The organism is Paenibacillus sp. J2TS4 (genome assembly GCF_018403245.1).
Classification (GTDB): Bacteria; Bacillota; Bacilli; order Paenibacillales; family NBRC-103111; genus Paenibacillus_L.
The window spans coordinates 13,162-39,442 of record NZ_BOSH01000026.1 but is presented as its reverse complement, the minus strand read 5'-3'; the positions used below and the strand labels follow the sequence as shown (position 1 = coordinate 39,442).

Genomic DNA, 26,281 nt, shown 5'->3' with positions numbered 1-26,281 from the left:
CTTCCGCGTTGGGCGTGGAAACGAAGCAGCGTATGCTTCTCGTCGGAGATCACATGCATCCATTGCGTCTTGCCGCCGACTCGGCATCCCGTTTCATCGGCATGCACGACGGGTTGCCGAAGCAACCTGTCGATTAAGGTTTGCTCAACGGGTTGCAGCGCATCCGACGATGTCTCCAGCATGGAAAGCAGCGAAGCTTCGCTCGGCCGATGGCCGGTCAGATCGTCGAACAAGCGGGCAATCCGATCCAGCGGCAACAACTGGTAGGCATGCAAATAGACGGTCCATGCGGCCAAGCCGCTGCCATATTGCACCGGTGCCTTCACGTGCTCTGGGAACGGAGCGCGCTGCATACAGCGGCAATGAGAACAGTAGGCTTTTTCCACTTGATGTTCGGTGACGAACAACCGTGGGGGCGGCAAGTCAAACACTTGCCGTTTCTCTAAAGTCTTGCGCTTCGCGTCTGCTAGCGAACCTTGACAGCCGGGGCAGGCGTGGAGCGTATGGACGACGACTTCATCGGGATGCTCGACCTGACACAGCGTCGTGCCTCGATGTCCCTTAGGCGCCCCTTTCTTGCCACCCGGCGTGCGCAAATTCGTCCGTTTGCGCAGGCCATCGCTCGATGGCGGCTTGCTGCTGTTGCTGCTATTGCTTCCGAGTTGCCGTTCCAACTCATGTACACGATGTTCAAGTTGCTCAATGCGCGCGGCCTGTTGATCGAGAAGAAATTGAACAACGGAAGCAATTTCCTTGTCGCCTTTGCATATGGTCAACACTTGATTCGGCCTTAGTTTCACGTGGTCTCGCTCCTTGATCTTTAGTCGCTGTTCTATATACTTCTACACGAGGGGCCGGAATTCCTTACCAGCACCAAAAAAAATATCTCCCGTTGACGAGAGACCTAAGTAGTAACGATTTTTCGTACAAAACGCATTCGTTCTCATCCATCTATATCTCGGTTATCGAAGATGGAAAGCAATGGCTACGGCCGATGCAGCGCTTGAACTTTTTTTACTGCACTTTAAGAACACTGACCGTTCTTGTCAGTGTTTTTGCTATAAAATGAACATAAAAGAGGATGCGATTTAGTTGGTAATGAAGTAGGCCCCTTTTGGGGGATGGATTGTCCACTTATCTGAATTACCCGTATGCATATGCAGGAGGAGATAAATTGGCAGGTTCCACATTTAAACAAGCGGTGAAGGAAGCGACGCAGTGCACATGGGAAGAATGGATTATGAAACTGGAGAAGTCGGTGGACCCGTTATGGTCGCATGAACAAATCAAGAATCATATTTGCAGGCAGTATGAGATTTCAGAGGAGTGGGCCGAATGGATCGCCACCATGTATGGACAAATTATGGGGCGGACTCCTGTCGGAGTAACCAAGGACGCAGGGGTGCAGATCGGAGTCAGAAAGACGCTGGCCATCTCTAAAGAAAGGGTCTGGAACTTTCTTACGTCGCAGGAAGGCTTGTCGCTATGGATCGGAGAGGACCCGTCTTTTCGCTTGCAGGCAGGGCAGGAATTTGCATCAAAGGAAGGCGTTTCCGGCAAGATGACCGTATTGGTCCCTTTCCAAAAGCTGCGTATGCAGTGGAAACGTCCGGAGTGGGATAAGCCCTCCCGTCTGCAAATCATTTTATTGTCCACAAATTCAGGAAAAACAACGATCGCCATCCATCAGGAAATGTTGGAGGACGTTTACGTGCGGGAGTTGATGAAAAATCATTGGGAAGAGATGATCGACATCATTCGGGCAAAGGAGGAATCGCACAATGAATAAATTCAGTCATATCGATTTAAGGGTAAACGATTGGGCTAGTATTGATTTGGCAAGTAGTTTTGGGTTCAATCGGAAACTTCGCAGGCTTGTTTTATTTATTGAAGCACGCCGATGCGGGCAAGGTTAGCGCATTTCTGTTTCTGGCACCTTTCTTTAGTGCGATCTCGGGATGGCTAATGCTTGGAGAGCCGATTGGGTGGAATATAGCTGTCGGCGGCCTATTTATCACTTTAAGCTTGTTTCTGGTCAACTGGCCTGCCGAGAGATGGAAGAAACGAAGAGACACAGTCACGGCAAACTCATGAAATGGTTCATGAATACCGTGACGTTTTATGAATAATGGGTGAACAGATCTTTCGCCAGCATACAAATCCGATCTGCGATCTCGCGGGGCTCAATGACTTTGGCAGCGGTGCCCAATTGAAAAAAATAGTGGGAAACAAACTCGAATTCACTCTTATCGATCTCGGTCTCAATATAACCATGTCCCTGGTCGACCGTTACGATATAAGGCTCCAGCCAGGGCTGGCTGCGGCATTGTCGCATACCTTCCCGAGTCAGTTCCACATATAGCCGAATAGGGACTTTTGGTGTTTGAGCGGTCTGGTTATCCAACCAGTCATTCAGATTGATCCATGGGTCGACTTTGTTTTGCGAAGGCTCCAATGACAAAATCCGATCCGCTCGGAACAGACGGATGTCGTCAACAACCGGATCGAAAGCAGGCATATACCAGAATCCGTTATATGCATACAAACCAAGGGGGGCTATTTCTCTCAGCGTATTATCCGCTTTCGAAGCATATTCAATTTTTAACATTCGATTCTCTGTAGCGGCCTCAATGATTTCTTTTAGAAATGGAGAGGAGACGCTTCTTTTTATAGTCCAAAACGATAAGACGGAATCGAGACGATCCACTTTGCTCTTCGAGTCATCGGGAAGACTCGCGTATAGCTTTCTGGATACGGAATTCATGTTGATGTCAAAAGGCAGCGATGGATAGTACTTAAGGGATTGGAAGGCAAAGAAAATGGCGAAGGCTTCATTCTCGTCTAAAATAATGGGCGGCAAAACCCGGTTGTTCAGGATTCGATAACCGCCGCCTCTGCCTGGCTCGGTATACAGCGGAACACCCATTTCGCTTAAATCCATCAGATACCTGTGCGCAGTCCGGACGGAAATAGCGAATTCATTGGCCACATCCCGTGCCGTAAAATGGCGCTTGGCATTGACATACATGATCAGGTCAAACAAAACCTTCGCTTTTGACATCATTATTCTCTCCTCGTTCAAAACATGACAGCTATTGGCATGTTTATAGTATACAATTTTCTCTGAAGATGGACAAAGGGAGGAGAGCGATCATGGGTAACAAGGATTTCATTCGGGTGATCGGTGCGAGAGAAAAAAATCTCAAGGGAATTAATGTCACCATTCCGAAAAAACAAATTACAGTATTTGCAGGCGTTTCCGGATCAGGAAAATCGGCGCTTGTCTTCGATACGATTGCGGCGGAATCGCAACGGCAATTGAACGAAACCTATTCCAGCTTCGTCCGCAATCGGCTCCCGCATTACGGGCAGCCCGAGGTGGAATCCATCGACAAATTGTCGGTGGCCATCGTCATTAATCAGAAGAGGATCGGGGGAAATGCGAGATCAACCGTCGGAACGGTGACGGACATCTATGCTTTGCTGCGTTTGCTGTTTTCCCGCTTCGGGAAACCGTTTGTCGGTGATTCGGGCGTCTTCTCCTTTAATAACCCGCAAGGGATGTGCCCGGAATGTGAAGGTTTGGGGAAAGCCAAAACCGTCCTTGTCGATCGACTGATCGATAAGGAGAAATCGCTCCATGAGGGGGCGATCTTGTTCCCGACATTCAAGCCTGGCGATTGGCGATGGAAAAGATATGTCTGCACCGGCCTGTTTGATAATGACAAAAAGCTGAAGGACTACACGAAAGATGAAATGGATACGCTGCTGTACAAAACAGGATTCAAGCCGCCGCATCCGACCAAGGACTGGCCGCCGACCTCGCTTTATGAGGGCGTCGTTCCACGAATCAAGCGCACTTTTTTGGATAAGGATGATTCGAGAGATGCTGCGCGGTACAAAGAAGCGATCGATCGTGTGGTGGCGGAAGCGCTTTGTTCTGAGTGCGATGGCGGCAGATTAAATCAAGCTGTGCTGGCGTGCAAATTAAATGGAAAAAGTATTGCGGACTGCTGCAAAATGCAGATAAGCGGCTTGATCCGGTTTATGCGAACCGTACGCGAGCCCGGAGCACAAACGATTGTAGAAGCGATTACGAAACGGCTGACCCACCTCATTTCAATCGGACTCGGGTATTTGAACCTGAATCGCGAAACCTCCAGCCTATCGGGCGGTGAATCGCAGCGGATCAAAATGGTGCGCCAGCTTGGAAACAGCTTGACGGACCTTACCTATATTTTCGATGAACCGAGTATCGGACTTCATCCGCATGATGTCAGCACAATCAATCGTCTGATGCAAGAGTTGAGGGATAAAGGCAACACCGTTCTGATCGTGGAACATGACCCCGACGTCATTCGAATTGCCGATCACATTGTCGAGATCGGGCCGAAAGCCGGAACGATGGGCGGATCCATCGTTTATGAGGGAGATTTGCATCGTTTATTGACGGCGGATACGTTGACGGCCAAGGTTCTGAAATGTAAACCCGCACTCAAACATGAAGTTAGAAAGCCAGCCGGATGGCTCGAGATAGAGCACGCCACGATGAACAATTTAAAAGATATAAGCGTTCGTATTCCCACAGGAGCTATGACCGTTGTTACAGGAGTGGCGGGATCGGGGAAAAGTACATTGATTCATCAAGAGTTTCCGAGACGATATCCCGAGGCGATTTTTGTTGATCAAAGTACAATTGGCGTATCCAATCGTTCCAATATGGCTACCTATACCGGTATTTTTGATGTGATTAGAAGTCTGTTTGCCAAGCAAAATCGCGTGAATGCCTCGCTGTTCAGCTTTAACTCGCAGGGAGCCTGCCCCCATTGCAAAGGACTGGGAATGATTTATACCGATTTCGCTTTTATGGATACTATTGCAGCCGTTTGTGAAGTTTGCCATGGCCATCGGTTCACGGACAAGGTGTTGGCGATGACGTTTCGCGGTAAAAATATAAGCGATATTTTGGGTATGAGCGTAGATGAAGCGCTTGATTTTTTCCATGACAAAGAAATGGCATCTGTGCTTAAAAGATTAAGAGAGACAGGTATCGGTTATTTGTCGTTAGGGCAGCCTCTCAGTACTTTGTCAGGCGGAGAGCTGCAGCGGATCAAACTGGCGGCGGAGCTCGAAACAAGAGGGAATATTTATGTGCTGGACGAACCGACGACGGGACTCCATATGTCCGATGTCGAGCAGTTGATCCGCATTTTGAATCGTCTGGTGGAACAGGGCAGCACGCTGATTGTGATCGAGCATAATCTGGAAGTCATCTGCCAAGCGGATTGGATCATCGATCTTGGTCCCGGCGCAGGGGAGGAGGGAGGCATGGTTTTGTTCGAAGGGCTTCCGAAGGATATTGTCGATTGCCAACCCTCGCTGACCGGGAAATATTTAATGGAGTCGATATATCGCAACTATGAATAAAAATGGTCCATGAAAGCTTTAAATATCATGGTGCGCAAATCGGAGCATTTGTTGGTAACGATAAATCCTCCGACTTTATGCTCGGGAATGAGCCGCATCCAGGATGAGAAACGGGAGTGCCAGCCTTTCCAATGAAGGTGCAGCAGCGTGAAGCCGGAGAATGAGAACTTGACAGACAAATGAGAACTAGGCAAACGGGAAAGCGGTGCATTATGATAGGACATATCGGTCAAAAGAGAACTGCTAAGGCGAAGGAGGAAAAGGAGTACTATGTTCAAATCGACATCCTGGCGCATATTTGTGATAAGCGGCATTTTTTTTGCAATTACAATCATACCATTCTCGTTGTTTCTGGCCAACCGATTTTCTCATTTCGCCTATTCCCAGATGGGGACGTACAATCAGGACCGCATCGACGAAATGGCGGAGCGGATCGAGTACATCCTGGACAAGCTGAAATGGTACAGCCTGAACATGTTCGAAGACCATGCCGTGCAAAACTGGATGTATGCTTCCGCCGACAATCTGCTGCAAAATGCCAGCACGATGGGGGTATTAACTAAATATTTATCTAACGAGCCTTATATTGAATCCGCTTACTTATTCAGCATCCGCAAGCGCGAGGTGATCGACTCCAAAGTTGGATTGCTTTCGTTCGAGGAATTTGCCGATCTGCCGATGCTGCAGCGGATCGAGCGCGCTCCCGGGAACTTTCTCCGCTATTTTGATCACCGGATAGGAAACAACTCGTATTTGGCGCTTCAGCTTCCTTCGACTCCTGTGCAGAAAAAACGCGACGGGTATCTTGTCGTCCTGTTCGACAAGAAGGAGCTGCAGAAGCATTTGATCTCAGGCGACGGAAGGGCGGATACGGTTCTTTCTATCGTAGATGATCAAGGAAAATTGATTCTGGGCGAATGGGATGAGCGGATCGAGGAAACCATCGATAACATCCAGACGGGGCTGAAGCAGGGTTCATTCGAGCTGAACCGTGCGGAAGGGGAAGCGTTCGTCAACTATGCGCGGCTGAAATCACCGGAGTGGACGATTATCTCTGTCACTGAAATGAAGCAATTCCGCGAAAAGGCCGGGGCGTTCAAAACAGTCATCATCGTCTGCTCGCTCCTGTTGCTCGCGGCGCTGCTTCTCATCGCCTATTGGAATTCGCGCCGTTTCGTCGGGCCATTCCGCCGGCTGGCGGATCAACTGCAGCGGAAGCTGGGCGTGAAGGGGGAGAACGATTACGGCGTCATCGAGCAGGGCGTCGTTATACTTCGCGATCATTATCCGCTGATCAAGACGGAATATTTGCGGCAATGGCTGCTGCAGGGCAGGTTGACCGACGGCGCCAGAGCGGCGATTGTCCGCGAATCGCGCCTGCTTGACTATGACTGGCTTCGATTGGCTGTTATCAAGATTGATTCCTATTATGAGATGTCCGAGCAGTACGATTTCGTCTCTCGCAAATTGCTCAAGTATGCAATCGGCAATATCGCGGAGGAATTGCTGGGCCGGCCGGAACGGCCGATAGAGGTGGTCGACTTTGGCTCCGACCATCTGGTTGTGCTGGTTGGCGCGGCCAACTCCTCTCCTGATCCCGAGCTGACCAAAGAGCTGATGGAGCTGCGCCGTCAAGTCACCAGGTACGTCAAGCTGGACGTGACGATCGCGAAAAGCACAGCCCGGCGTGTGCATGACGATTTGCGCAAAGTATACGACGATATGAACGAGCTGACTTTATTCAAGTTTGTCAGCGGTGATGACAAAATCTACATCGAACAAGACTTTGAACGGTATGCTGATTTGCAGGCGCCGATTGACGCTGCCGTGCATGAAACCTTGATCCAGACTATTCGCAGCGGCAAAGAGGAGAAGGTGCTGGCGATGCTGGACGAGTTGTTCGCGCGCCTGCAGACGATGAATTATAGCGAGTGTCAATTTCAACTGAAGCTGCTTCTGTTTGCGATCATCAAGTCGTTCAGGAAAATGACGTCAATCCAGAGTGTCGAAGGGATTGAGCGTCACTTGTGGCAGTTCGCCACGCTTACCGACGTCCGCGAATGGCTGAAGGAAGAGACCGGGCGGATTATCCGGCTGCTTGGCGACCAAAAGGGCTTCAACCGCAAGGGAAAGCTGGTTAGGGAAATTATCGAGTATGTCCGCTATCATATCCACGACCCGATGCTGTCGGTAGATGAAATCGCTGATCATATCGCTTTGTCGGCCAAATATGTCCGGCAGCTGTTTCACGATCAATATGGCATGTCGCTATCGAATTTCATCTTGAACGAGCGGCTCGGGAAGGTCAAGGAGCTGCTGGAGCAGACGAACATGCAGGTCACCGACATTGCAGAGCAGTCCGGTTTTCAGACGAAAAGCCACTTTTTCACCGCATTTAAAAAAGCGACCGGCATGACGCCGAGCCAATACCGCGATAGCAAGGCGGGCGAGCGGATGCGGCAGACAGCCGGGAAATCTGCGAATTAGCAGGCGCATCGGGCGATTGAGAACTCGCCGGGCCAATAACAATCGGCTGAGCACCCGCGAATCGGCCGTGTGAGAACCGAATCCGGCCAATGAGAACTAGGCAAGCTCCGCGGTGAATGTTACGATGGCTCCGTTCGAATCCTGCAAGGCGCACAAGAAAGGAGGAACGCTTTTTGGAGCGACGGAGAAGGTTCGGCGGGACGTTTGTGCGCGAGCTGTCACGGAACCGGTATTTGTACTTGCTGGCGCTGCCCGGTCTTGCATTTCTGGTCGTATTCGCGTATATGCCCATGCTGGGGCATCTGCTTGCCTTCCAGAATTACCGGCTATCGGATGGAATATGGGGGAGCGAATGGGTCGGATTTAAAAACTTCGAATTTTTCTTCAACGGGAAAGACTGGCTGCGGGTGACGCTGAACACCGTTTTCCTGAATGCGCTTTTTCTCGTATCCGGCCTCGGCAGCGCGGTCGTACTAGCCATCTTTCTGAACGAAGTCCGAAACAGGTTGTTCAAGCGAATCACGCAATCGTTTATTTTTTTACCGTATTTTATCTCGTGGCTTGTCGTCAGCATGATGGCGTTGACGCTATTCGGCACATCGGAGGGGCTAATTAACCGAGCGCTTGCCGTCTTTGGCTACGAAGGAGTGGATTGGTATTTGACGCCTGGCGTATGGCCGTATATCTTAACCGTTATTAGCGCCTGGAAGATTGCCGGATATAATTCCATTATTTTTTTGGCGGTCATTACGGGCATCTCCGCAGAATATTACGAGAGCGCCCGAATTGAAGGCGCGAGCCGGCTGCAACAGATGCTCTACATTACGCTGCCGCTGATGCGGCCGATCGTGATGGTATTGGCGTTGCTTGGCATCGGCCGTATTTTCTACGGCGATTTCGGCATGATATACGCGATCATCGGAGATAATGGCGTACTTTTTCCGACGACAGATGTCATCGACACGTATGCGTATCGTGCGCTGCGGCAGTTGGGTAATTTCAGCATGTCCTCTGCCGTCATCGTGTATCAGTCCTGCATGGGGCTTATCACGATTCTTATCTTCAATGGGATCGCGCGCAAGGTGGACGCGGATTCAAGACTATTCTAAAAAAAGGTTCGGCGAAACGGGCAAAGGCCCGGCTCCATGCGGTCTTTTCGCCGGACAATTTAAGGTGAGATCGACATGAGAGAACGGTTATTTCTTGTTCTGATGTACGCAGTGCTGAGCGCGTTTGCTCTTTTTTGCTTCATTCCGTTCTGGATTGTGTTCATCAACTCGTTCGCCGATGAATCGCTTCTTCAGACGGCGGGGTACCAGTTGCTGCCGAGCAAATTCAGCCTCCATGCGTACGAATTTCTGCTCTCCGGCAAGCAGGTGTTTCGCAGCTACGGCATTACGATTATCGTGACGGTCGTCGGCACGGCGCTGGGCGTCCTCGTGACAGCTACCTATGCGTACACGCTGAGCCACCGGAAAGTGAAGTACCGTAACATTTTATCGTTTTTGACCTTTCTGACGATGCTGTTCGGTGCAGGGCTGGTCGGCTTCTACATGCTGATCGCCAACTGGCTGCATCTGAAAGACTCGATTTGGGCGCTCATTTTGCCCTATCTGCTTAATCCGTTCTATGCTTTTATTCTTGTTTCCTACTATCGGACGCTGCCGTATGAGTTGAATGAAGCCGCGACGGTGGACGGCGCCAATGATATCTATATTTTCTTTCGCATCATCTGGCCGATTTCGCTGCCTGCTATCGCCACGGTTAGCCTGTTCTACGCGCTGCAATATTGGAATGACTGGTACTTGTCATTGCTGTTCATCGACAATTATAAGATGCTGCCGCTGCAGATGATGATCCGCCAGCTTATGTCCAATTTGAATGTTATGGCTTATGTTAGCGGGAGCCAGACGCAGTACAACGTCGTCGTGCCGACCTATGGCATGCAGCTGGCGATCGTCTGCGTTACCATCGGCCCGATCGTCTTCGTCTATCCGTTCATTCAGCGCTTCTTTATTAAAGGTTTGACGCTTGGATCGGTGAAAGGGTAGAATGGCAAGCGGCAAGTGCGTTTGGCCGGTTCAAGCTTCTGATCGCTGCCATTATCGAACCGGTCCACCCGCCTATTTTCTCTATTTTTTGAAACAGGGGGAACGAACCATGAAAAGACTATTGTCCATCGCACTCGTGTTTTTGATCGCGCTCGTCGCGATTGCAGGTTGCTCGGGCAAGAACGAAGGGGAAGGGAAGACGCCCGGACCGTCGGGCCAGACCGGAGACGTCACCGGCGGTGACGCCAAGCTTGAAGAGGTGACGCTGAAAATCATGATTCCCGGCGACCGGCCGCCGGATATGGATTTGGTCATCGCCGAAGCGGAGAAACGAATGAAGGATACGATCAATGTCAAGCTCGACGTCGTGTTCGTGCCCTGGTCCGATTTGGCGCAAAAGACGCAGGTGACGCTTGCTTCCGGCGAAAATATCGATCTTATCTTCGATGCGCCGTGGCTGCACATCAATCAGATGATTGCAAGCGGTTTCTATGAGCCGCTGGACGACCTGCTGGCCGAGTACGGCAAGACGGTGCTGGAGAAACGGCCGCAGCAAATGTGGGACTACAACAAGTACGGCGGCAAAATTATGGCCGTTCCGCTCGGCGTCAGCTACATGTCCGGCAATTCCTACATGGTGCGCAAAGACATCCGCGAGAAGCTCGGCGTACCGCCGATTAAAACCTATGAAGATTTGATTGCTTTCGCCTACAAGGTGAAGGAGCAGGAGAAAGGCATCATCCCGATGACCGCAGGCTCCGCCACTTATTCATTTGTCGCCCACCATGCGCAACACGATTACGAAACTCATGTCAGGCCGACCCACGCGCTGGGCAACAGCTTGATGCTTTATTACAAGAACAATGACGGCAAAGTTTACAATTTGCTGGAGGATCGGGAGCCGATCGGAACGTGGCTGGCGAACACGCGCAAATGGTTTAAAGACGGACTGATTTTCAAGGACATTTTGACGACGAAAGATTTTCACCAGCCGATCTCGGCAGGCAAAGTGGCAATCGTCACGAACGGCGCGTTCGGCATCGGCGATCCTCTCAAGAACACGTTCAAGAACAACGTGCCGAACGGCGAGCTGGAAACGGTCACCTTCTTTAATCCGAAGAAGGGCGCGAATATCTCCAACTTTAAACAATGGAATTTCCTGGCAGTTCCGAAGGTAAGCAAGAACAAGGAGCGGGCGATTATGTTCCTGAACTGGGCGAATGAGAAGGAAAACTACGACCTGCTCTCTTATGGAATCGAAGGAAAGCATTGGGAAGCGGTAGGAGAGGACAAAATGAAAAACCTGGATACATCCGGCTACTCTGCATTCGGCTATGTCTGGCTATGGAATCCGGTCGATGAGCGCAGTGTTGTAGGTGGCGATCCGCAGAATGATGAAATGGAAGCCGTGCTTCGCGATGCCGACATGTTCACCACCGATATTTTGGCCGGCTTCGAATTTGACAGTACCCCGGTGCAAAACGAGGTCAGCCAGTACAATACAGTTGATGGGCAATATTACACGGCGCTGTTCAACGGAGTTATCGATCCGGAGGATACATTGAAGAAATTTGAAGCGGAAGCCGGCCCCGCCCTCAAAAAAATTCAGCAAGAGCTGCAAAAGCAAATCGATGAGTTCCTGGCGGCGAAGGCGCAATAGAACAGAAACACTTGCAGCGCAGTAATAATGGCGGACATCCGCGGCGTCCGGGCTTGGGAAGTGTTTATCCCGGATGCCGCATAAGTTCGCAAGCAAAGAGGGAGTGGCGTGGCGAATCAGAGTTCTTTTGTAAATGAAAGCGATTCCGGAAAAGGTTTACGCCGAATTTCGCGAAAGGGGGGATCAAATCGAGTATTCACCACAAAATGGGTAAAGGTTTCAGGCATTTCTACACTCGAGATTAAAAAAAGGAGCTGATCCTGGATGATTTCGAATAAAAAATGGGGACCCTTCCTATTGTCAGCAGTTTTGCTGGTGACCCCGATTTCTGTGGTGCAGGCGAAATCGCCTGTTCCGGCAGTGATTACTGCGCAGGCGGGAGATGCAGACCAGATGGAAGGAAATGTTGCAGGAAATCCACAGTTCGTACCGGCTCAACCGACGGATGCCGGGGAACCGGCAGCGGAACAGGCACAACAAGCACCGGATGCAAACCAGGCGGCAGCATCATCGGCAGTGGAGGAGACGCAATTCCGCAATCTTGCGGCAGGCCTCCCCTATGAATGGTCCGAGGAGCCAGAAGCGTCGCATCCTGATGTCGGGTACAAGCTAACGGATGGGAAATACGGCACATTGGATATGAATGACCCGGCATGGGTAGGACATCTGCGTGGAAAAACTCGCGAAGTCGTCTTCGATCTCGGTGAGGAAAAGTCAATCGGAAAGATCACGGCTCATTTCTTTCAAGATTATCCAACTAACTCGATCCTCGTTCCGCTGTCAGTATCGATGTATGTCTCCGACGATAAGGAAAATTGGGGGCTGCTTTCCCATAACGCTACGCAGCTGCTTTGGGGAGAAGGACCGCCCAGACAGGAGACCTTTGAATGGGATGGCAGCCGGGACGGAATCAAAGGCGGGAATACGGATGGCAAGCTGGCTTATGCACGTTATGTGAAAGTAGCATTTTCGATGCATCCTTCGCTCTGGGAATATATTGACGAAATCGAAATTATAGGTATGGACGGCAAGGTTGACGGGGCAGTAAAGGTTCCTGCCGAGCAGCCTCATTTTTTGGAGCCGGGGGAAGCCACAGCTGGTATCCGTAATCTGAATCTGCTGTATAACGGACAATACGCGAATGGTTTGGGCGATTGGAACAAGGAACGGATTATCCCTAACATCAGCTATGTAAATAAAGACGGCGAGCCGGTCGATTGGCTTTTTGACGGCGTTCTATATCTCGGGATTGCTTCGCCTGCCGGCCGAGATTTCGGCCTTGGGCAAACGAACCTGGACGATTGGAAATGGTATTTGGATAAAACATTTGCAGCCTCGGGGGATATGCAGCAGTTGAATGAGGCTGCCAAGGAAGTCGGAGCCAAGCTGAAACAGCCTGATCATCAAGTCAAGGCTGTGTTAATGATTCCGAATCCTGGGGAATCCTTAACAGATTTTGGCGATATTGACGGCAGTGGTTCCTTAAATTTTAACGACTCCGTCGCAGGCAAAGAAAAAGCGTTTGAAAACAGGAAAAAAGCGGTGCAGTGGTGGCTGGATCAGGTCCAGCAAAGATGGCAGGCTGCCAACTACTCCAATCTTGATCTTGTCGGCATGTACTGGATGCCGGAACAAATCGAGATATCCGAATCGGGACCGGACATGATTCGCGCGGTGACGGAAAAAGTGCACGCCATGAACATGAAGGTTTTCTGGATTCCTCACTCTTTTGCTTACAAAATGTTTATGTGGAAAGACGTCGGGGTGGACGCCGCCGCTTACCAGCCGAATTACTTCTTTGGCGGAATGGATTCCGACCGTCTGGAAGATGCTGCGAATAATGCAAAGCGGTATGGGATGGGGAACGAAGTTGAATTTGATGACGGGATGCTGACAGATCGTGTACTCCGCCAGCGTTTTATCGAATACTTGGACAGCGGCGTCAGAACCGGCCTGATGCAAAATGGTTTCAGAGCTTACTATCAAGGCAATAATGCAGTATACAACTTAGGGGTAAGCAAGGATCCGAGTTTACGTTTAATGTATGACTGGCTGTACCAGTATTTGAACGGAACGTACACCATTGACAACGGTCCGGCGCCGGAGACGATGGCGGAGCTTGTACGGGGTTATGTCGCGTCGAACGAAATCAATTCGGTTTTTGGCAATGAGTTGTCGTATCGTTTGCATATCATCAAGCTTCTTCTGGAGCAAAACAAGCCGACGGACGCCGTAATGTATATGCAGGATTTTCTCGCACACATTCACGACCCGGCCGTGCAAGAGCAAGGGTTGATTTCGGCCTCGGCAGCAACGCTGCTTGATACCTACGCCCAAGTTCTCATTCAAACTTGGTCTGACGGTTGGGGCCTCAGCAATCTGGCTCTCGGTCAAAGCTATACAATTTCGCGGCCGCCTAACAGCAACTATCCCGATTCCGGGAATGAACTTACGAACGGCCTATTCGGCGGGACGGATTTCCGCAACGAGCAATGGCAGGGTCATGCGGGAAGCGCCTACCCTGAGGAACGAAGCCGCACAATCACATTTGATTTGGGCAGCAACAAATCGATCGGGCTAGTTAGAGCCCATTTTCTTCAGGATAAAGGACCCGGCATCTATTTCCCTCAGAACGTCGCTTTTTCCGTTTCAACTAACGGCCAAACCTGGAGCATGCTGGCAACCGTTTCTCCGCCACCGGCACAAGATGCTGCCTCGGCCGAGTTCGTGAGATGGAGCGGGGTAGCAGACGGCGTGCCGGGGAAGGCGGGAGCCGATAAAGTGTACGCCCGCTACGTCAAGGTCGAATTCCCGGTCAACGTCTGGGTCTTCCTTGATGAAATCGAAATTCTCGGCATTGACGGCATGGCGAATGGAGCCGTAGTTTTGCCGCCGAGGCCGTAAATACCGGGCATCCCGTAACGGTTTCGATGTACGTCTCCGATGACGGCCAGAACTGGGGGACGCTGGCACATTGGAATACGCAAATTCCTTTATGGCAACCAGGACCTGCGACCGGCCAGTTTTATATATGGGACGAAGTTTCCAATTCATGATCAACCTTAAAATTCTGTCGCGCCATAATGCATGATAACATATGTTAATAAAAGCCATGGGCGCAGCGTTATTTTCACGCTGTGACCTATGGCTTCTGCTTTTGAAGAACAAGAACATACAGCGTATGTTACTGTTTTGCTATTCTAACTTTATTAAGGCACGCTAAAGAAAATAACAGACCACAACGGGTAAGTGGTCAAGAAAAATGAGGAAAATCAGCTTGAAACCTTGCAGAGACTGGAGTACGAAGAGATCAAGCACCGATTACGATCACGGATCGTGTTTAAAGATCGTATTAACGAATCGTAACGAAACTCCATATCGTTAAATCGCCATTTTTGCCCTGTTTCAAATCCTAACGAAACTGTGTATCGTTATCTTCACTTTTTCACCTCTTTTTATCGATTTTTTCGGTAATAGCGTTACCCAGTTTCGTTACAATCCCGCCGTGCCTGTTTTTGCACAAATAAGGTTACCCAGTTTCGTTAGGCGCCCAATGCGCTCCTGCCTACGGCCACCTCCGTGCACGGGTCGCTCCCGCCGCATTATTTATTTGAGTGTGCCTAATTAACAGCTTTCGGGGGCTGATTCGTTTGGCGGTTAATTAAATATGCTGTCAGGAACGTAATAGATTTTCTGCGTATCTTTTTTATTTACGGGGTCTGTAACTATGGTGAAATAAACGTTGCCATTTTTCGTCTGAACTCCTTCAATCTCTTTGAGCCCCACATTGGTAATATTCACAAGGGCCCGGTAGGCTCCGGTGTTTGACATCATCGCAATCTGCGGAGTATCGCCATGTGCGCCTCCTGATGTAAAGATTCTTGTACTGCCGAGCATATCCACTCCTTGGAAAGAACCGTTCGGTCTGATGATTCCACTGCCCGACTGCGTGAAGCTGTAAACACAGGCGCTTTTCGCAGCCGCACTGTCCAATCGCACCTGTTTGTTGCTGTCCAGAAGTTTGTTCAATGCTACCGTATCATAAATGGACCAAGTCACGGTTCCTTCTTTCGTCTGTACGCGGAAAATCGTATGGGTACTGTTGCCTCCGCCATCCACACGGTATGTCGTCCCTAATCTCGTACCGTTCTTATTGGCGTAATTCATATAGGTGAACCGATGAAGGTCTGTATAATTGAGTGTCGCGCCGGCTTGGTATTGGAGCCTTGCTACTTGAAGCGACCAGTTATACGTTGTTGCAGGATCCTGTTTTGAACTGAAATAGAAGTAATTTTGACCATTGTAAGTATACATATCCAGGGTTTGGCCATGACCCGCATTGGTGATGGTCATTTTATCGACGAATGTGGCATCCTTCCCATTGATGCGCAATCTTGAAAGATAGACCGTGCCTCCAGACCGCTGAGTGACGTAAATATACGTTGATGCGATGTAGGCTTTCTGAACAGCCAGGTTATGCTGAAGTCCTTTGAGATTGTAGGCGAGTGTCGCTGAAGCGTTTACGGTTTTCTGAGGAGTTGCTGCAAAGGCGGGCAAAACCGTCATTATCTGCAAAATCAATGCGGCAACAATACAAGTGAGTACTCTTAGCTGTCTTTTAGTAAGACGTAACGCTTGAATTGGAAGCATCATGATTCCTCCTTAAAATTGGATTTAATATAATTGGATTGCCCCCGAAAACTGTGCCAAAAATTAAAGCATCATCGTACTTCCTCATGCGCAGAGAGCATGCCGGATAAGCGCCCATTGTTATTAATTATCGCTTAGCAAGCCATGGACCTATTTATATTCTCGTTTGAGCTATCATAATTTTATGGTAAGTATTGGTTTCTATTTATTAATAAATAAATAGATAGAGAGTGTTTAGGGAGATGAAAAGAAAGAAAAAGGATTTATGCGGTGGGAGGGACAAATTGAACAACATCGCCAAATGGAGTCAGCGAAATTATACAAACCATCCTTTAAGAGGTGATATAATTTAATACTTCACGGTGTATGGCATGCCAATTTTTTATAGGTCAAGCCTAAAAGCTCCAATCATTATATTTTTAGACCAGAACAGAACGTTTGAATCACCAAATTTGCAAAGCCAGAATGAGAGCATTTATATTCCGGGTCTGTCGGGCGCAGATGCTTGTTTAGATAGCCCCTGATTCGCAATGTGCTGACACGGCTGTTGTTCCGCAACGGGTTAGAGTGGAAAACTGTTGCGGACCGGTAAGGTTTAGTCGGATTAATCGATAAAGCGGAAAGTTTGATTCAGATGTTCACTGGTGTAATAGCTTCCGAAAATTGGTTCTTCTTGGCCATTTAACTTTGTCTGCGGGATTCGAGCGTATCATGTCCATCTTAAAGGCGTATTGCAATGCCTGATGAATATTGGTATGTATGTCATTGCAAATTGGAGCCGCAACGTTTATTATGGATATTGTAGGTCCATAATAAGAGCAATCTTGGAAGGGAGGAGGGAAACATGCAGTTCTCCAAAAGCACAGATTACGCCTTGCACGCTTTAATTCATTTGGCTCACTCGGAGCGTCGGAATAACATCGGAATCAAGGAGTTATCAGCAATGCTCGGAGTTTCGGAAAGCTACTTGTCCAAAATCATGTCCAAGCTGAGGCAGGATGGTATCGTACACGCTGTGCCGGGAGTGAACGGCGGTTATGAGCTTGCACGGCCAGCCGGAGAGATTACGTTTCTTGAGGTTATTCAGGCGATCGAAGGAAGGCAGCAGTTGTTCGAATGCTCGAATTTGAATTCGCAGCAGCATCGGTTGTTAGCCCAAGAGAAAGGTGCGGAACGGATTCGGAACCGCCCGGGCAGCGGCGAATGTCTGGTTAAAAAGGTGATGAACGGCGCTGAACAGCATCTGCATCAATACTTGCGGGAGCATACGATCCAGTCAGTGCTGGACGAGGCTGCCAAGAACTGCAGCCCTGCGGCAAACAAGAAGTGATGCACTTCTTGTATCTTAATTATGGATATTATAGATCTATGGAGGTGTGTGTTGAAATGGAAAAACAACTTCTCGACGTGGTGATTATTGGCGGAGGCCCGGCTGGGTTGAACGCCGCACTCGTGCTTGGAAGGGCGAGGAAAAATGTGGCGGTGATCGATGAAGGCCGTCCCCGCAACGCAGTGACGCTAGCGACACACGGGTTTCTTACCCGTGACGGAATAAGCCCCGGTGAATTTCGGCGAATGGCGAAGGACGAGATCAGCGCTTATCCTTCCGTGTCTTTCGTGGCGGATACGGCCGTGTCGATTACAGGAACGGACGGTCAGTTTCAAATTACGACTGGACAAGGGAACACCTTGGCAAGCAAAAAGCTGCTGTTTGCCGTCGGAATGAAGGATCGGCCGCTGAACATCCCGGGGCTTAAGGAAGTCTATGGGAAAAGCGCCTTCGTCTGCCCGTATTGTGATGGCTGGGAATTAAGAGACGAGCCGCTTGTCATCATTACCAAGGGGGCTGAGGCCATGCACTTCGCTCCATTGATATCCGGATGGACGAACCGTTTTACCATTTGCACGAACGGCCCCGATGAGCTTACGGACATGCAGCGCGAGGAACTCCGCCGGCACCGTGTCCCCGTATTCGAATCACCGATTAGGTTCATCGACTCCAACGACGGGATCGTGCGTCAAGTGGTTCTTGAAGACGGGAAGGCCATTCCATGTACGGGGATCTTTTTTAAGCCGGAGCTGGTGACGGGATCGGACTTGCCGCAAGCCATCGGATGCCATATCACCGAAGCGGGATCGGTCGTCGTCGACGAGTTCGGAAAAACGAACGTTCCGGGCGTCTATAGCGCCGGGGATGCGGCATCGCGACTGCATCAGGCTATTGCTGCCGCCGCTATGGGTGCATTATCCGCCGCGGCTATAAACAACGAACTGAATATGGAGGCTTGGGGGAGAACTAGCTATATATGTTGAACTAAAGAATAGCTCTCATTCCGTTCCGAAAGGAAAGTGCCTCCGAAGCTTCAAACATCATACTCCTTCCCCAAAAAGTGAAGTGATGCTTCGTAGTAAAGTCCTATTACTTTTCGGGGACCCCGAACCAACAGATTCCTTCTATATGGATGGGCCTTCGGATGGTAGGAATACAAAGCCAAAACTCGCCCTGGAAGCATCTTTCTTTCTCCCCTTTATGAGCTATTCAATCATTAGTTCATTTTATATAGTTATCCTCGTTTGCAGGCATATCGCTAAAATAACCGGAATACCTCCAATTTATCAACTCATCATTAGGTCAATCTGCGAAGATGAGCGCAACGGAGTGGAGGTTTTCCAGCTATTTTTTGCAACTGCTCTTTGCAGCGTCTGCTATTCCCCGGGATACCCTTCATCCAATACAACGATTCTGCCGGTAATCACACCGTTTTCGTCCCTGTGAAAGAGCATCGCCTGGTAGATACCGTCACCCCCGCTGATGGGGAGCCGTCTGTCCGAAAATCCAATTTGCCCTTCCTCGAACAAGTGCTCAGGGGACTCCGTTAAGCTCCGACCGTCGTCAAAAGTATAAATGATATTTCCTGAATCGTCATAGCTTACTTCCTTCACGGATTCGGGAATGGTCTCACCGATCGCCTCGCCATTACGTATTTGGGCCCGTAAACCTGCCATCCACTTGACCCATTCCGGTTCTTCTGCATCGGCGAAGCGTTCGTTACTTCCTTGCGAAGACGATGGATGTGCTTCTATATAAGCTTCCGCCTTGACAAGGTCCGCTTTTGCCGCATCGAGAGGAAGATCGAACAGCACCGCGGCGCCGGGATAGTCTTCTCTTACTTGGATTTCCCCCGTAATTTCGTCATATCTAAACGCCTCGATGCTATAAAACGTGGTGCTGCTGATCGCCAAATACACCCCTCTGTCTGCAAATATTTCCACCTGGTCGCATTCAAGGATTCTGTACATGACGCCATCTATAACGTCCTCACTGTATGCGCCGTGCATCGAAGCGATGTTAAACTGCCATGGCTTCAGGCCTTTGATCAACGGCGAAACGAAGAACGGCTCCTTGCCATATTCAGGATCACTGATATTCGGCATCGGCTTGCCATCCAGTCTAGCTATCGATACAACCGCATATGTCCTGTCAGGATATATGGCCTCCCTAGAATGGGGAAATTCACTAAGACCTGCTCCCGAAACGAGACCATGCAGCGTAAAACGATAGTCTCCGGAAGCTTTTGATTGATTGATCTGAATAGCATCTTTGCTATCAAACGCATCCGCCAACAGCTGATCTCCCAAATGCTCGACGACCTGTTTGGCGCTGAATAGCTGGACCGCCGCATAAGCGGATACGGACAGTACTAGCAACAATACAGCAGCTAATAGTCCTGCGGATAATCTCTTCCTATATTTATGCTTCATCTGACTGCGCTCCTTTAATTGATGGATTATGCTCTCATTCAGCTTTTCTTCAGGCTCTGCTGCGGAAACCAAAGATTGTTTGAGCAATCGCTCCCAATCCGCGTCCTTCATGGGGAATCCACCTCCAATACTTTTCTCATTGTCTTGCGAGCTTTATGTAACCTGCTTTTCACCGTTCCCGGAGGAATTCTCAGCGCCGAAGCGATCTCTTCAACGGTCATATCCGCTGTATAATACATGTAAAGGGGAAGTTTCATCTTGTCGTCCAGCCGGTGAGCAGCGTCCTGAATCATGGCGCGAAGCTCAAGCGACAGCACTGCATCTTCCGGCGTTGCTTCGCTGGCGAGCGAACCGGACTGGTTTGCCGCTTCGTCAAGTTCAGCAGTGGGGGCAATTCTTTGTCTCCAAGCAAGTTTGCGGCGATGATTTTTGTGCAGCAGAATTGCAATCGATATTACATAAGCTTTGGGATTGCGGGACGCGTCCATCTTGAGTCGCAGCTCCACGGCCTTAAGAAAAGTTTCTTGATACAAATCTTCTGTATCCTCTTTGTTTCCAGTCAGCTTGTAGCAAAAACCGTAGATCGACTTGCCATGCAGCTTCACGAGCTCGATCAACTCATCAATATCCAAATAACTTCTCCCTCCTGAATGGCCATTCATCTATATATTGTCATAACCAAGGAATTGGTTCATCGGTCTGGTCAACTCCTTGTCCATGCCCTGATTAAGAGTCCGGACTTAGCGATTGATTTCCGATTCCTGCTCCTTATAATGCCAACCGATGTAACTTCGCCGGAGGATATGCGGGAGCTGGCACAGTATGCTTTAAACAAGTACGGCCGACCTGTCGTCTCAGTCACACACTAAGTGTATCCTATGTGCATAAGATTCGGCGTAATTGGCAAGTAAACTGTCACTATTTGCTAGTTACAAATCGACATTGGGGAGGTACTATAATAACTGTTCTACCAAGAAGGCAGAACGTTAATCACATCCAAAGCTAGTGAAAGTGTAAGTAGCTAGAGGAGGCCCATACGTATGACGTCTCACACCTTTGAACGTATTAAAATCCCGGCAGGTTTTTGGGCAGGATTGCGTCAATTAGGGATTGCCCCCCACGACGTAGCTCGCAAAGCACGACTGCCGCTCACCGTTATTACTGAACCAGTAGTCACCACCGCCCAATATTTCGCGATCTGGCAGGCTTATTCCGATCTCATTGGTGACACTGCCAATGGAATCATCAAGCTTGCGACCGTCTTTGAGACAGCGCAGTACCCTCCGACCGTCTTAGCGACTTACCACGCTCGTGACTACCGCGACGCTCTAAACCGAATGGCTCGCTATAAACAACTGTGCCCTCCCGAAAGCTTACGTATCACTGAGCAGGACGAGCTCTGTAACATCGACCTGGAATGGCTGTATACCGAGCAACCGGGTCCGCCGATGCTGGTTGGGATTACGTTGGCCTTTCTTCTAGAGCTAGGGCGCAGGGGCACAGGTCAACCTTTGACGGCGCGGTTCGTCGAATTTTCGCACTCAATGGGCGATATTCAGGTCCTTGAAGCTTACTTCGGCTGCCGTATCCGGACTGGTGCAAAATGTAATCGGTTGACGCTGCATCGAAGAGATCTGGACCGCCCCTTTGTCTCGTACAACGAAGAGTTGCTGCAGATCCTGACTCCCGTTCTGGACCGATCGTTGGATGAACAGCAGCGCAGCCGCTCAATGACCGAGATGGTCAAATGGATCATGAAACGCGGCCTTTCAGGGGGGCGCCCCGACATTCAGGCTGTCGCGAGCGAGTTGGGGATGAGCAATCGTACCTTGCAGCGTCGGCTTACTGACGAAGGCACGAGCTTCATGCATCTGTTGACACAAGCTCGACATGAGCAGGCACGAGAGTACTTGTCAGACCCCTCGCTCGATATTAAAGAAGTGGCCTTCCTGCTTGGATATGAAGACCAGAACTCGTTCTACCGTGCCTTCCGCCTTTGGGAAGGGGATACTCCTTCAAATTGGCGTACTGAACATTCAAGGACATTATTAAAAGAAGGGTAACCTATATCATATCTGCAAAAGAATAGACTTTTTGAATGATAAGGAGAAATGAATGATGGATATGGGATTAAACAATAAAACCGCCTTAGTTACAGGATCAACGAAAGGTATAGGTAAAGCAATTGCCGTTGAACTTGCCAAAGAAGGTGTTAATGTACTAATTAATGGACGAAATCATGAAGAGGTAGAACGAACTGTAAATGAAATTAAGTCAGATTTCCCGGCTACCTCTCCTCAAAATGCTACAGCCGATATTGTGGATATCGGGCAAAGGGAAGCTTTATTCAAAAAATACCCCAATATTGATATTTTGGTTAACAATATGGGTATTTACGAAATTATGCAATATGAGGACGCCCACGATGAAGTATGGGAAAAATACTTCCGTACTAATGTTCTTGCTGCAAATGGATTATCTAAATTTTATTTACCTAAAATGTTGAAAAATGATTATGGCCGCATTATCTTTATTGCGAGTGAAGAAGCCATTATGCCTTCAGGACAAATGCCGCAGTATGCAGTGACCAAAACCATGCTGTTATCATTGTCAAAAAGCTTGTCAAAATTAACCAGAGGAACAGAAGTAACCGTGAACACGATCATGCCAGGACCGACACTTTCTGAAAATGTGCAGCAAATCATCGACGGCATTTACGCGGATGAAGATATGTCTTTCTCTGAAAAAGAGAAACAATTTATGGCTGCAAACCTGCCTCAATCTGAAATTCAGCGGTTTATCAGACCTTTTGAAATCGGCAGATTAGCCGCATTTGTATGCAGTCCGCACGCATCCGCATTTAAAGGTTCTCCCATCCGTATGGATGGGGGAATGGTACCGACTATTTTTTAACATTTTTCTATTTCAAATATTGTATTTAGGTTTAACAAATGTATAATATTAGAATGCCCCAATACTATAGTATTGGGGTATTTATCCATTATGGAGTTGTCCATGGCGGCCGGTACAGGAATTGAACGCATGGTGAGAAGTGAGGAAGCTGCGCAGGAATTGCATGAATGAAGGTCGATGACAGAAAATTCTGAAATTATAGTCGGCTTTGGTTACGCCACCGCTCTTCGATAAACATTCGTTGCCCAGCCAAGAGCAATCGCAAGCAGTGGGATCATAACGGCAAACGCTAGAAGTACTTTCATATCCCAAAGGGTACCGCCAGCCAATACGCGGGAGGCTTCCACTACATAATAGAACGGATTCAGATGCGCAAGGACTTGGAGCCATGTCGGACCAAAGGAAATGGGGAGCAGAACGCCCGCCAGCAACATGATCGGAAGCTGCAATCCGGTGACTACAGCAGCCAACGTACCAATATTTTTGAATAAGAGCCCTAAGCTGCTGCTTACGGCAGACACCACAGCGGTCAATAGGCAGAGCAGAACCAGCAAGAGTGCGAGCCCGCCTGCATGAATGCGAAATCCGGCAAAACTCGAAACGAAGATGACAATGAGTGCCGGCAGCAAGAACATGACAACATCTTTCACCACGTTACCCATCAACAGGGAGAAGCGACTGACCGGCGTAACTCTGAAGCGTTCAATGACGCCTGATTGTAACTCATTGATTATCGTCCAACCAATACCGGTGCCGCTGCTCAATGCAAATAAAGCCAGCAAGCCGGGGACGAAGACGTTGGCGATCCCTGCTTCCCCCACGCTGGGAATCCCGCCTAGAAGAGGCGCGAACAAAGCAAGATACAACAAAGGCGTTGTGAACCCCATAAATATCCATATAGGGGAGCGAATTTGTTCCAGCATTCTCCGTTTGAAAAGCAGCCTTGTTTCAGAGGCCATGTTCATGAGTTTCCCTCCTTGGCATCACGCAGCAATCTTCCCGTCTGTTTAAGAAATACATCGTCCAGGGACGGAGTGGACAGGGTGACCGATTGCGTTTGTATGCCTTCGGTCTCCAACATCTCGAATACGCGGGGCAGTGCCCTGGCACCGTCATTGGCATACAGATAGAGGTTATCGCCTTCGAGCCGGGTTTCATGAATAAAATTCAATGTGGCCAAACGTAATTTTGCGTCTTCTACTCTTTCGTTCGACAGTCGGATTTGAATGACGTCGCCGGAAATTTGATTTTTGAGCGCAAGCGGCGTCCCCTCGGCCACAATCCTCCCGTAATCCATAATGGCAAGCCGGTCGCTTAAAGCATCCGCTTCATCCAAGTAATGCGTAGTCAGGAAAATGGTTGTGCCGCCTTCTCGCAGTTTTCTGATTTGCTCCCAAAGATTGGCGCGGTTTTGCGGATCAAGCCCGGTTGTCGGTTCATCCAGGAACAGGACTTCCGGACGGTGGATCATGCCCAGTGCGATTTCAAGCCGGCGCTTCTGTCCTCCGGAATACGTCCTCACGATCCGATCGGCCAGTTCGGTTAATTCAAAAACATTAAGCAACTCGTTGGTGCGTATTTGTGCATCGTGGCGGTTCATCCCGTAAAGCCTTCCGGCAAGGATCAGGTTTTCGCGCCCGGATGCTTCCAGATCCGCCCCGCCAAGCTGACCGACATAGCCGATATGGCGCCGCACATCTTTCGGCTGGCGTACAAGGTCGTATCCGCAAATGGCCGCTTTCCCCTCATCAACCGGCAAAAGTGTCGTAAGCATGCGAAGAGTCGTCGTTTTCCCGGCCCCGTTAGGACCGAGAAAACCGAAAATCTCGCCGTTCTTTATCGAAAGCGTGACTCCGCGTACTGCTTCAACCGTGGATGTCCGGCCTTTTAGTTTGACCGCAAAGCTCTTTCTTAACTCGGTGATTTCAATGGCATTTGGCATACAATCACCTCTCGATTTATTTTTTCTTCTTCAATGTAATTATGGCGTTGCTTATAAGCCCCATTCCTATTCCGATGGTTGCGCCGACGATAACGCCGGTTAGCGTATCGATCCAACCGCCGGTAAGAAATTTCTCACGCCCGCCGCTGCCGAGAAATCCGACAAGCGCACCGATAGAAGAGCCAAGGAACATAAAGCCTGCATAGAACAGGCCGATCGCTTCGTAATCGGCAGGATCGCGGTTTTCAAAGTACTTGGCAAACTGCTCCTGCAAATCGGAAGACTTTGCGGTTTCACTGCGAAACGTAAGATCCTCCTTCGCGCGTTCAAACGCCTCCCGCTCGGAAAGTCCTTCTGCGATCAAATCGTTCATGTAATCGCTCATGTAGATGATCATATCGTTTTGCGCTTCAAGCGATGTCTCCGAGCGGCTCTTGAACTTTTCTAGTTTCGCCATGATCTTGCTCTTGGCCTGACCGGTTTTCCGTCGTAGCTTTTCCATATACGTCATCTCAGCTTCTTCCAAATAGTGCTGGGATTGTTCCTTCGCGAATTGGTTCATTTTTTCCTTTAACTCACGACTAAAGCTCATGATCTTCACCTCCATGGTTTCTTAACATTTGAATACGCCCACTAAGAAAATCCCATCTTGCCCAAAAGGATGCCAGTTCTTCGAACCCGCGCTCATTGAGCGTGTAAAACTTCCTGGGGGGGCCCATCTCCGAAGGTTTTTTAGTGATGTGGACCAGCTTGTTTTTTTCCAGCCGCAACAGTAACGCATACACCGTCGCTTCCGCAAGCCCTTCAAAACCCATTGAGTGTAACTTTTTGGCAATCTCATATCCGTATATTTCGCCCCGGCTGATGATCTCAAGGACGATGCCGTCCAAAACGCCTTTGAGCATTTCGCTTAAATTTTCCAAAATACCACCCCCATGGTACTCAACGTCGTTGGTAATCAATTATATTGAGTACCGCTACACAATAACATAGAGTAGCGAATTTTGTCAATGGGCTCTTCAAAAAGTCATAGGTTCAATAACGCCTCCGTAACGAGGTTGCTGCTCTTTGTGTATGGCAAGACAGAAACATCAGAACATCGCACTATTTATACTTTTTCGTATTAATTCCGCGGCCGATTGGGGTCCGTCCAACCCGCTTAGTATCGTGAAGACAGCCCTTGAAATGAGAAAGAAAGAGTATGGGGAAGATGTGATCCAACAATTGGTATGGGATAATCCGATCCGCTTTTACAGCCAGTCGGGCAAGCTGCGATTGGGAGAATGGATGAATAACGCCCGCCGGTGGTACGGGGAAGCGCAGAGGAAGGTATTATTTATCACCCGTTCAAAAAGAGGAATTTGCTCTCGCTTTCTTCGCCGCCCATGA

General features: G+C 49.3%; 22 protein-coding genes. 13 read left to right on the top strand and 9 right to left on the bottom strand.

The genetic code is table 11. The features are described 5' to 3' along the window. The coding region (locus KJS69_RS28725; RefSeq protein WP_213587604.1) for an IS66 family transposase at positions 1-800 on the bottom strand (800 nt) is incomplete at its 3' end. A 374-nt stretch (positions 801-1,174) separates the two neighbouring features. Here KJS69_RS28725 and KJS69_RS28720 point away from each other — a divergent pair. Beyond that, positions 1,175-1,789 (top strand): SRPBCC domain-containing protein, encoded by a 615-nt coding sequence (locus KJS69_RS28720; protein ID WP_213587603.1) that lies wholly within the window; start codon positions 1,175-1,177, stop codon positions 1,787-1,789. 59 nt (positions 1,790-1,848) lie between these two features. Continuing rightward, complete coding sequence (locus KJS69_RS28715) at positions 1,849-2,094, top strand: DMT family transporter (protein ID WP_249730756.1); 246 nt, start codon at positions 1,849-1,851, stop codon at positions 2,092-2,094. Between the two features lie 25 nt (positions 2,095-2,119). Here KJS69_RS28715 and KJS69_RS28710 read toward each other — a convergent pair whose 3' ends face one another. Beyond that, on the bottom strand, positions 2,120-3,064 hold the full coding sequence (locus KJS69_RS28710; RefSeq protein ID WP_249730755.1) for a helix-turn-helix transcriptional regulator: 945 nt from the start codon (positions 3,062-3,064) through the stop codon (positions 2,120-2,122). Between the two features lie 89 nt (positions 3,065-3,153). Between KJS69_RS28710 and KJS69_RS28705 the strand changes: the two genes are divergently transcribed. The 6 genes from KJS69_RS28705 to KJS69_RS28680 all read left to right on the top strand — a co-directional run bounded on the left by KJS69_RS28705 (position 3,154) and on the right by KJS69_RS28680 (position 14,529). Beyond that, a complete protein-coding gene (locus KJS69_RS28705; protein ID WP_213587602.1) occupies positions 3,154-5,427 on the top strand; it encodes an ATP-binding cassette domain-containing protein in 2,274 nt (757 codons plus the stop codon). Between the two features lie 270 nt (positions 5,428-5,697). Further along, on the top strand, positions 5,698-7,914 hold the full coding sequence (locus KJS69_RS28700; RefSeq protein ID WP_213587601.1) for an AraC family transcriptional regulator: 2,217 nt from the start codon (positions 5,698-5,700) through the stop codon (positions 7,912-7,914). A gap of 173 nt (positions 7,915-8,087) precedes the next feature. Further along, positions 8,088-9,023 (top strand): ABC transporter permease, encoded by a 936-nt coding sequence (locus tag KJS69_RS28695; RefSeq protein ID WP_213587600.1) that lies wholly within the window; start codon positions 8,088-8,090, stop codon positions 9,021-9,023. Positions 9,024-9,098: 75 nt separating this feature from the next. Further along, positions 9,099-9,965, top strand: a complete 867-nt coding sequence (locus KJS69_RS28690; RefSeq protein WP_213587599.1) for a carbohydrate ABC transporter permease — start codon at positions 9,099-9,101, stop codon at positions 9,963-9,965. Between the two features lie 109 nt (positions 9,966-10,074). Then, the gene (locus tag KJS69_RS28685; RefSeq protein WP_213587598.1) at positions 10,075-11,625 is read left to right on the top strand and encodes an extracellular solute-binding protein; all 1,551 of its coding nucleotides are present in this window, start codon (positions 10,075-10,077) and stop codon (positions 11,623-11,625) included. Between the two features lie 264 nt (positions 11,626-11,889). Beyond that, positions 11,890-14,529, top strand: a complete 2,640-nt coding sequence (locus tag KJS69_RS28680) for a DUF4855 domain-containing protein (RefSeq protein WP_249730754.1) — start codon at positions 11,890-11,892, stop codon at positions 14,527-14,529. 753 nt (positions 14,530-15,282) lie between these two features. Here KJS69_RS28680 and KJS69_RS28675 read toward each other — a convergent pair. Beyond that, on the bottom strand, positions 15,283-16,275 hold the full coding sequence (locus tag KJS69_RS28675) for a phage baseplate protein (RefSeq protein ID WP_213587608.1): 993 nt from the start codon (positions 16,273-16,275) through the stop codon (positions 15,283-15,285). Between the two features lie 844 nt (positions 16,276-17,119). Between KJS69_RS28675 and KJS69_RS28670 the strand changes: the two genes are divergently transcribed. Both KJS69_RS28670 and KJS69_RS28665 read left to right on the top strand, forming a co-directional pair. Next, the gene (locus KJS69_RS28670; protein WP_213587597.1) at positions 17,120-17,605 is read left to right on the top strand and encodes an RrF2 family transcriptional regulator; all 486 of its coding nucleotides are present in this window, start codon (positions 17,120-17,122) and stop codon (positions 17,603-17,605) included. A 56-nt stretch (positions 17,606-17,661) separates the two neighbouring features. Further along, entirely contained in the window at positions 17,662-18,588 is a 927-nt protein-coding gene (locus tag KJS69_RS28665; RefSeq protein ID WP_213587596.1) for an NAD(P)/FAD-dependent oxidoreductase, read from the top strand. A 393-nt stretch (positions 18,589-18,981) separates the two neighbouring features. Here the strand turns inward: KJS69_RS28665 and KJS69_RS28660 are convergent, their stop codons facing one another. Next, positions 18,982-20,148: a hypothetical protein gene (locus KJS69_RS28660; protein WP_213587595.1), complete on the bottom strand. Its 1,167-nt coding sequence runs from the start codon at positions 20,146-20,148 to the stop codon at positions 18,982-18,984. Further along, positions 20,145-20,669: an RNA polymerase sigma factor gene (locus tag KJS69_RS28655; RefSeq protein ID WP_213587594.1), complete on the bottom strand. Its 525-nt coding sequence runs from the start codon at positions 20,667-20,669 to the stop codon at positions 20,145-20,147. The genes KJS69_RS28660 and KJS69_RS28655 overlap by 4 nt, the downstream gene beginning before the upstream one ends. A gap of 408 nt (positions 20,670-21,077) precedes the next feature. Between KJS69_RS28655 and KJS69_RS28650 the strand changes: the two genes are divergently transcribed. Then, positions 21,078-22,100, top strand: a complete 1,023-nt coding sequence (locus tag KJS69_RS28650; protein ID WP_213587593.1) for an AraC family transcriptional regulator — start codon at positions 21,078-21,080, stop codon at positions 22,098-22,100. A gap of 55 nt (positions 22,101-22,155) precedes the next feature. Then, on the top strand, positions 22,156-22,950 hold the full coding sequence (locus KJS69_RS28645; RefSeq protein WP_213587607.1) for an SDR family NAD(P)-dependent oxidoreductase: 795 nt from the start codon (positions 22,156-22,158) through the stop codon (positions 22,948-22,950). A 212-nt stretch (positions 22,951-23,162) separates the two neighbouring features. Here KJS69_RS28645 and KJS69_RS28640 read toward each other — a convergent pair whose 3' ends face one another. Genes KJS69_RS28640 through KJS69_RS28625 form a run of 4 tightly spaced genes read right to left on the bottom strand, consistent with a single transcriptional unit; the run spans position 23,163 to position 25,797 of the window. Continuing rightward, positions 23,163-23,915, bottom strand: coding sequence for an ABC transporter permease (locus tag KJS69_RS28640; RefSeq protein WP_213587592.1), 753 nt, complete (start codon positions 23,913-23,915; stop codon positions 23,163-23,165). Further along, the gene (locus tag KJS69_RS28635; protein WP_213587591.1) at positions 23,912-24,892 is read right to left on the bottom strand and encodes an ATP-binding cassette domain-containing protein; all 981 of its coding nucleotides are present in this window, start codon (positions 24,890-24,892) and stop codon (positions 23,912-23,914) included. The genes KJS69_RS28640 and KJS69_RS28635 overlap by 4 nt, the downstream gene beginning before the upstream one ends. Positions 24,893-24,908: 16 nt before the next feature. Next, a complete protein-coding gene (locus tag KJS69_RS28630) occupies positions 24,909-25,484 on the bottom strand; it encodes a hypothetical protein (RefSeq protein ID WP_249730753.1) in 576 nt (191 codons plus the stop codon). Then, positions 25,474-25,797, bottom strand: coding sequence for a PadR family transcriptional regulator (locus KJS69_RS28625; protein ID WP_283777496.1), 324 nt, complete (start codon positions 25,795-25,797; stop codon positions 25,474-25,476). The genes KJS69_RS28630 and KJS69_RS28625 overlap by 11 nt, the downstream gene beginning before the upstream one ends. 169 nt (positions 25,798-25,966) lie before the next feature. Here KJS69_RS28625 and KJS69_RS29885 point away from each other — a divergent pair, with 169 nt between their 5' ends. Then, positions 25,967-26,281: a hypothetical protein gene (locus KJS69_RS29885; protein WP_249730752.1), complete on the top strand. Its 315-nt coding sequence runs from the start codon at positions 25,967-25,969 to the stop codon at positions 26,279-26,281.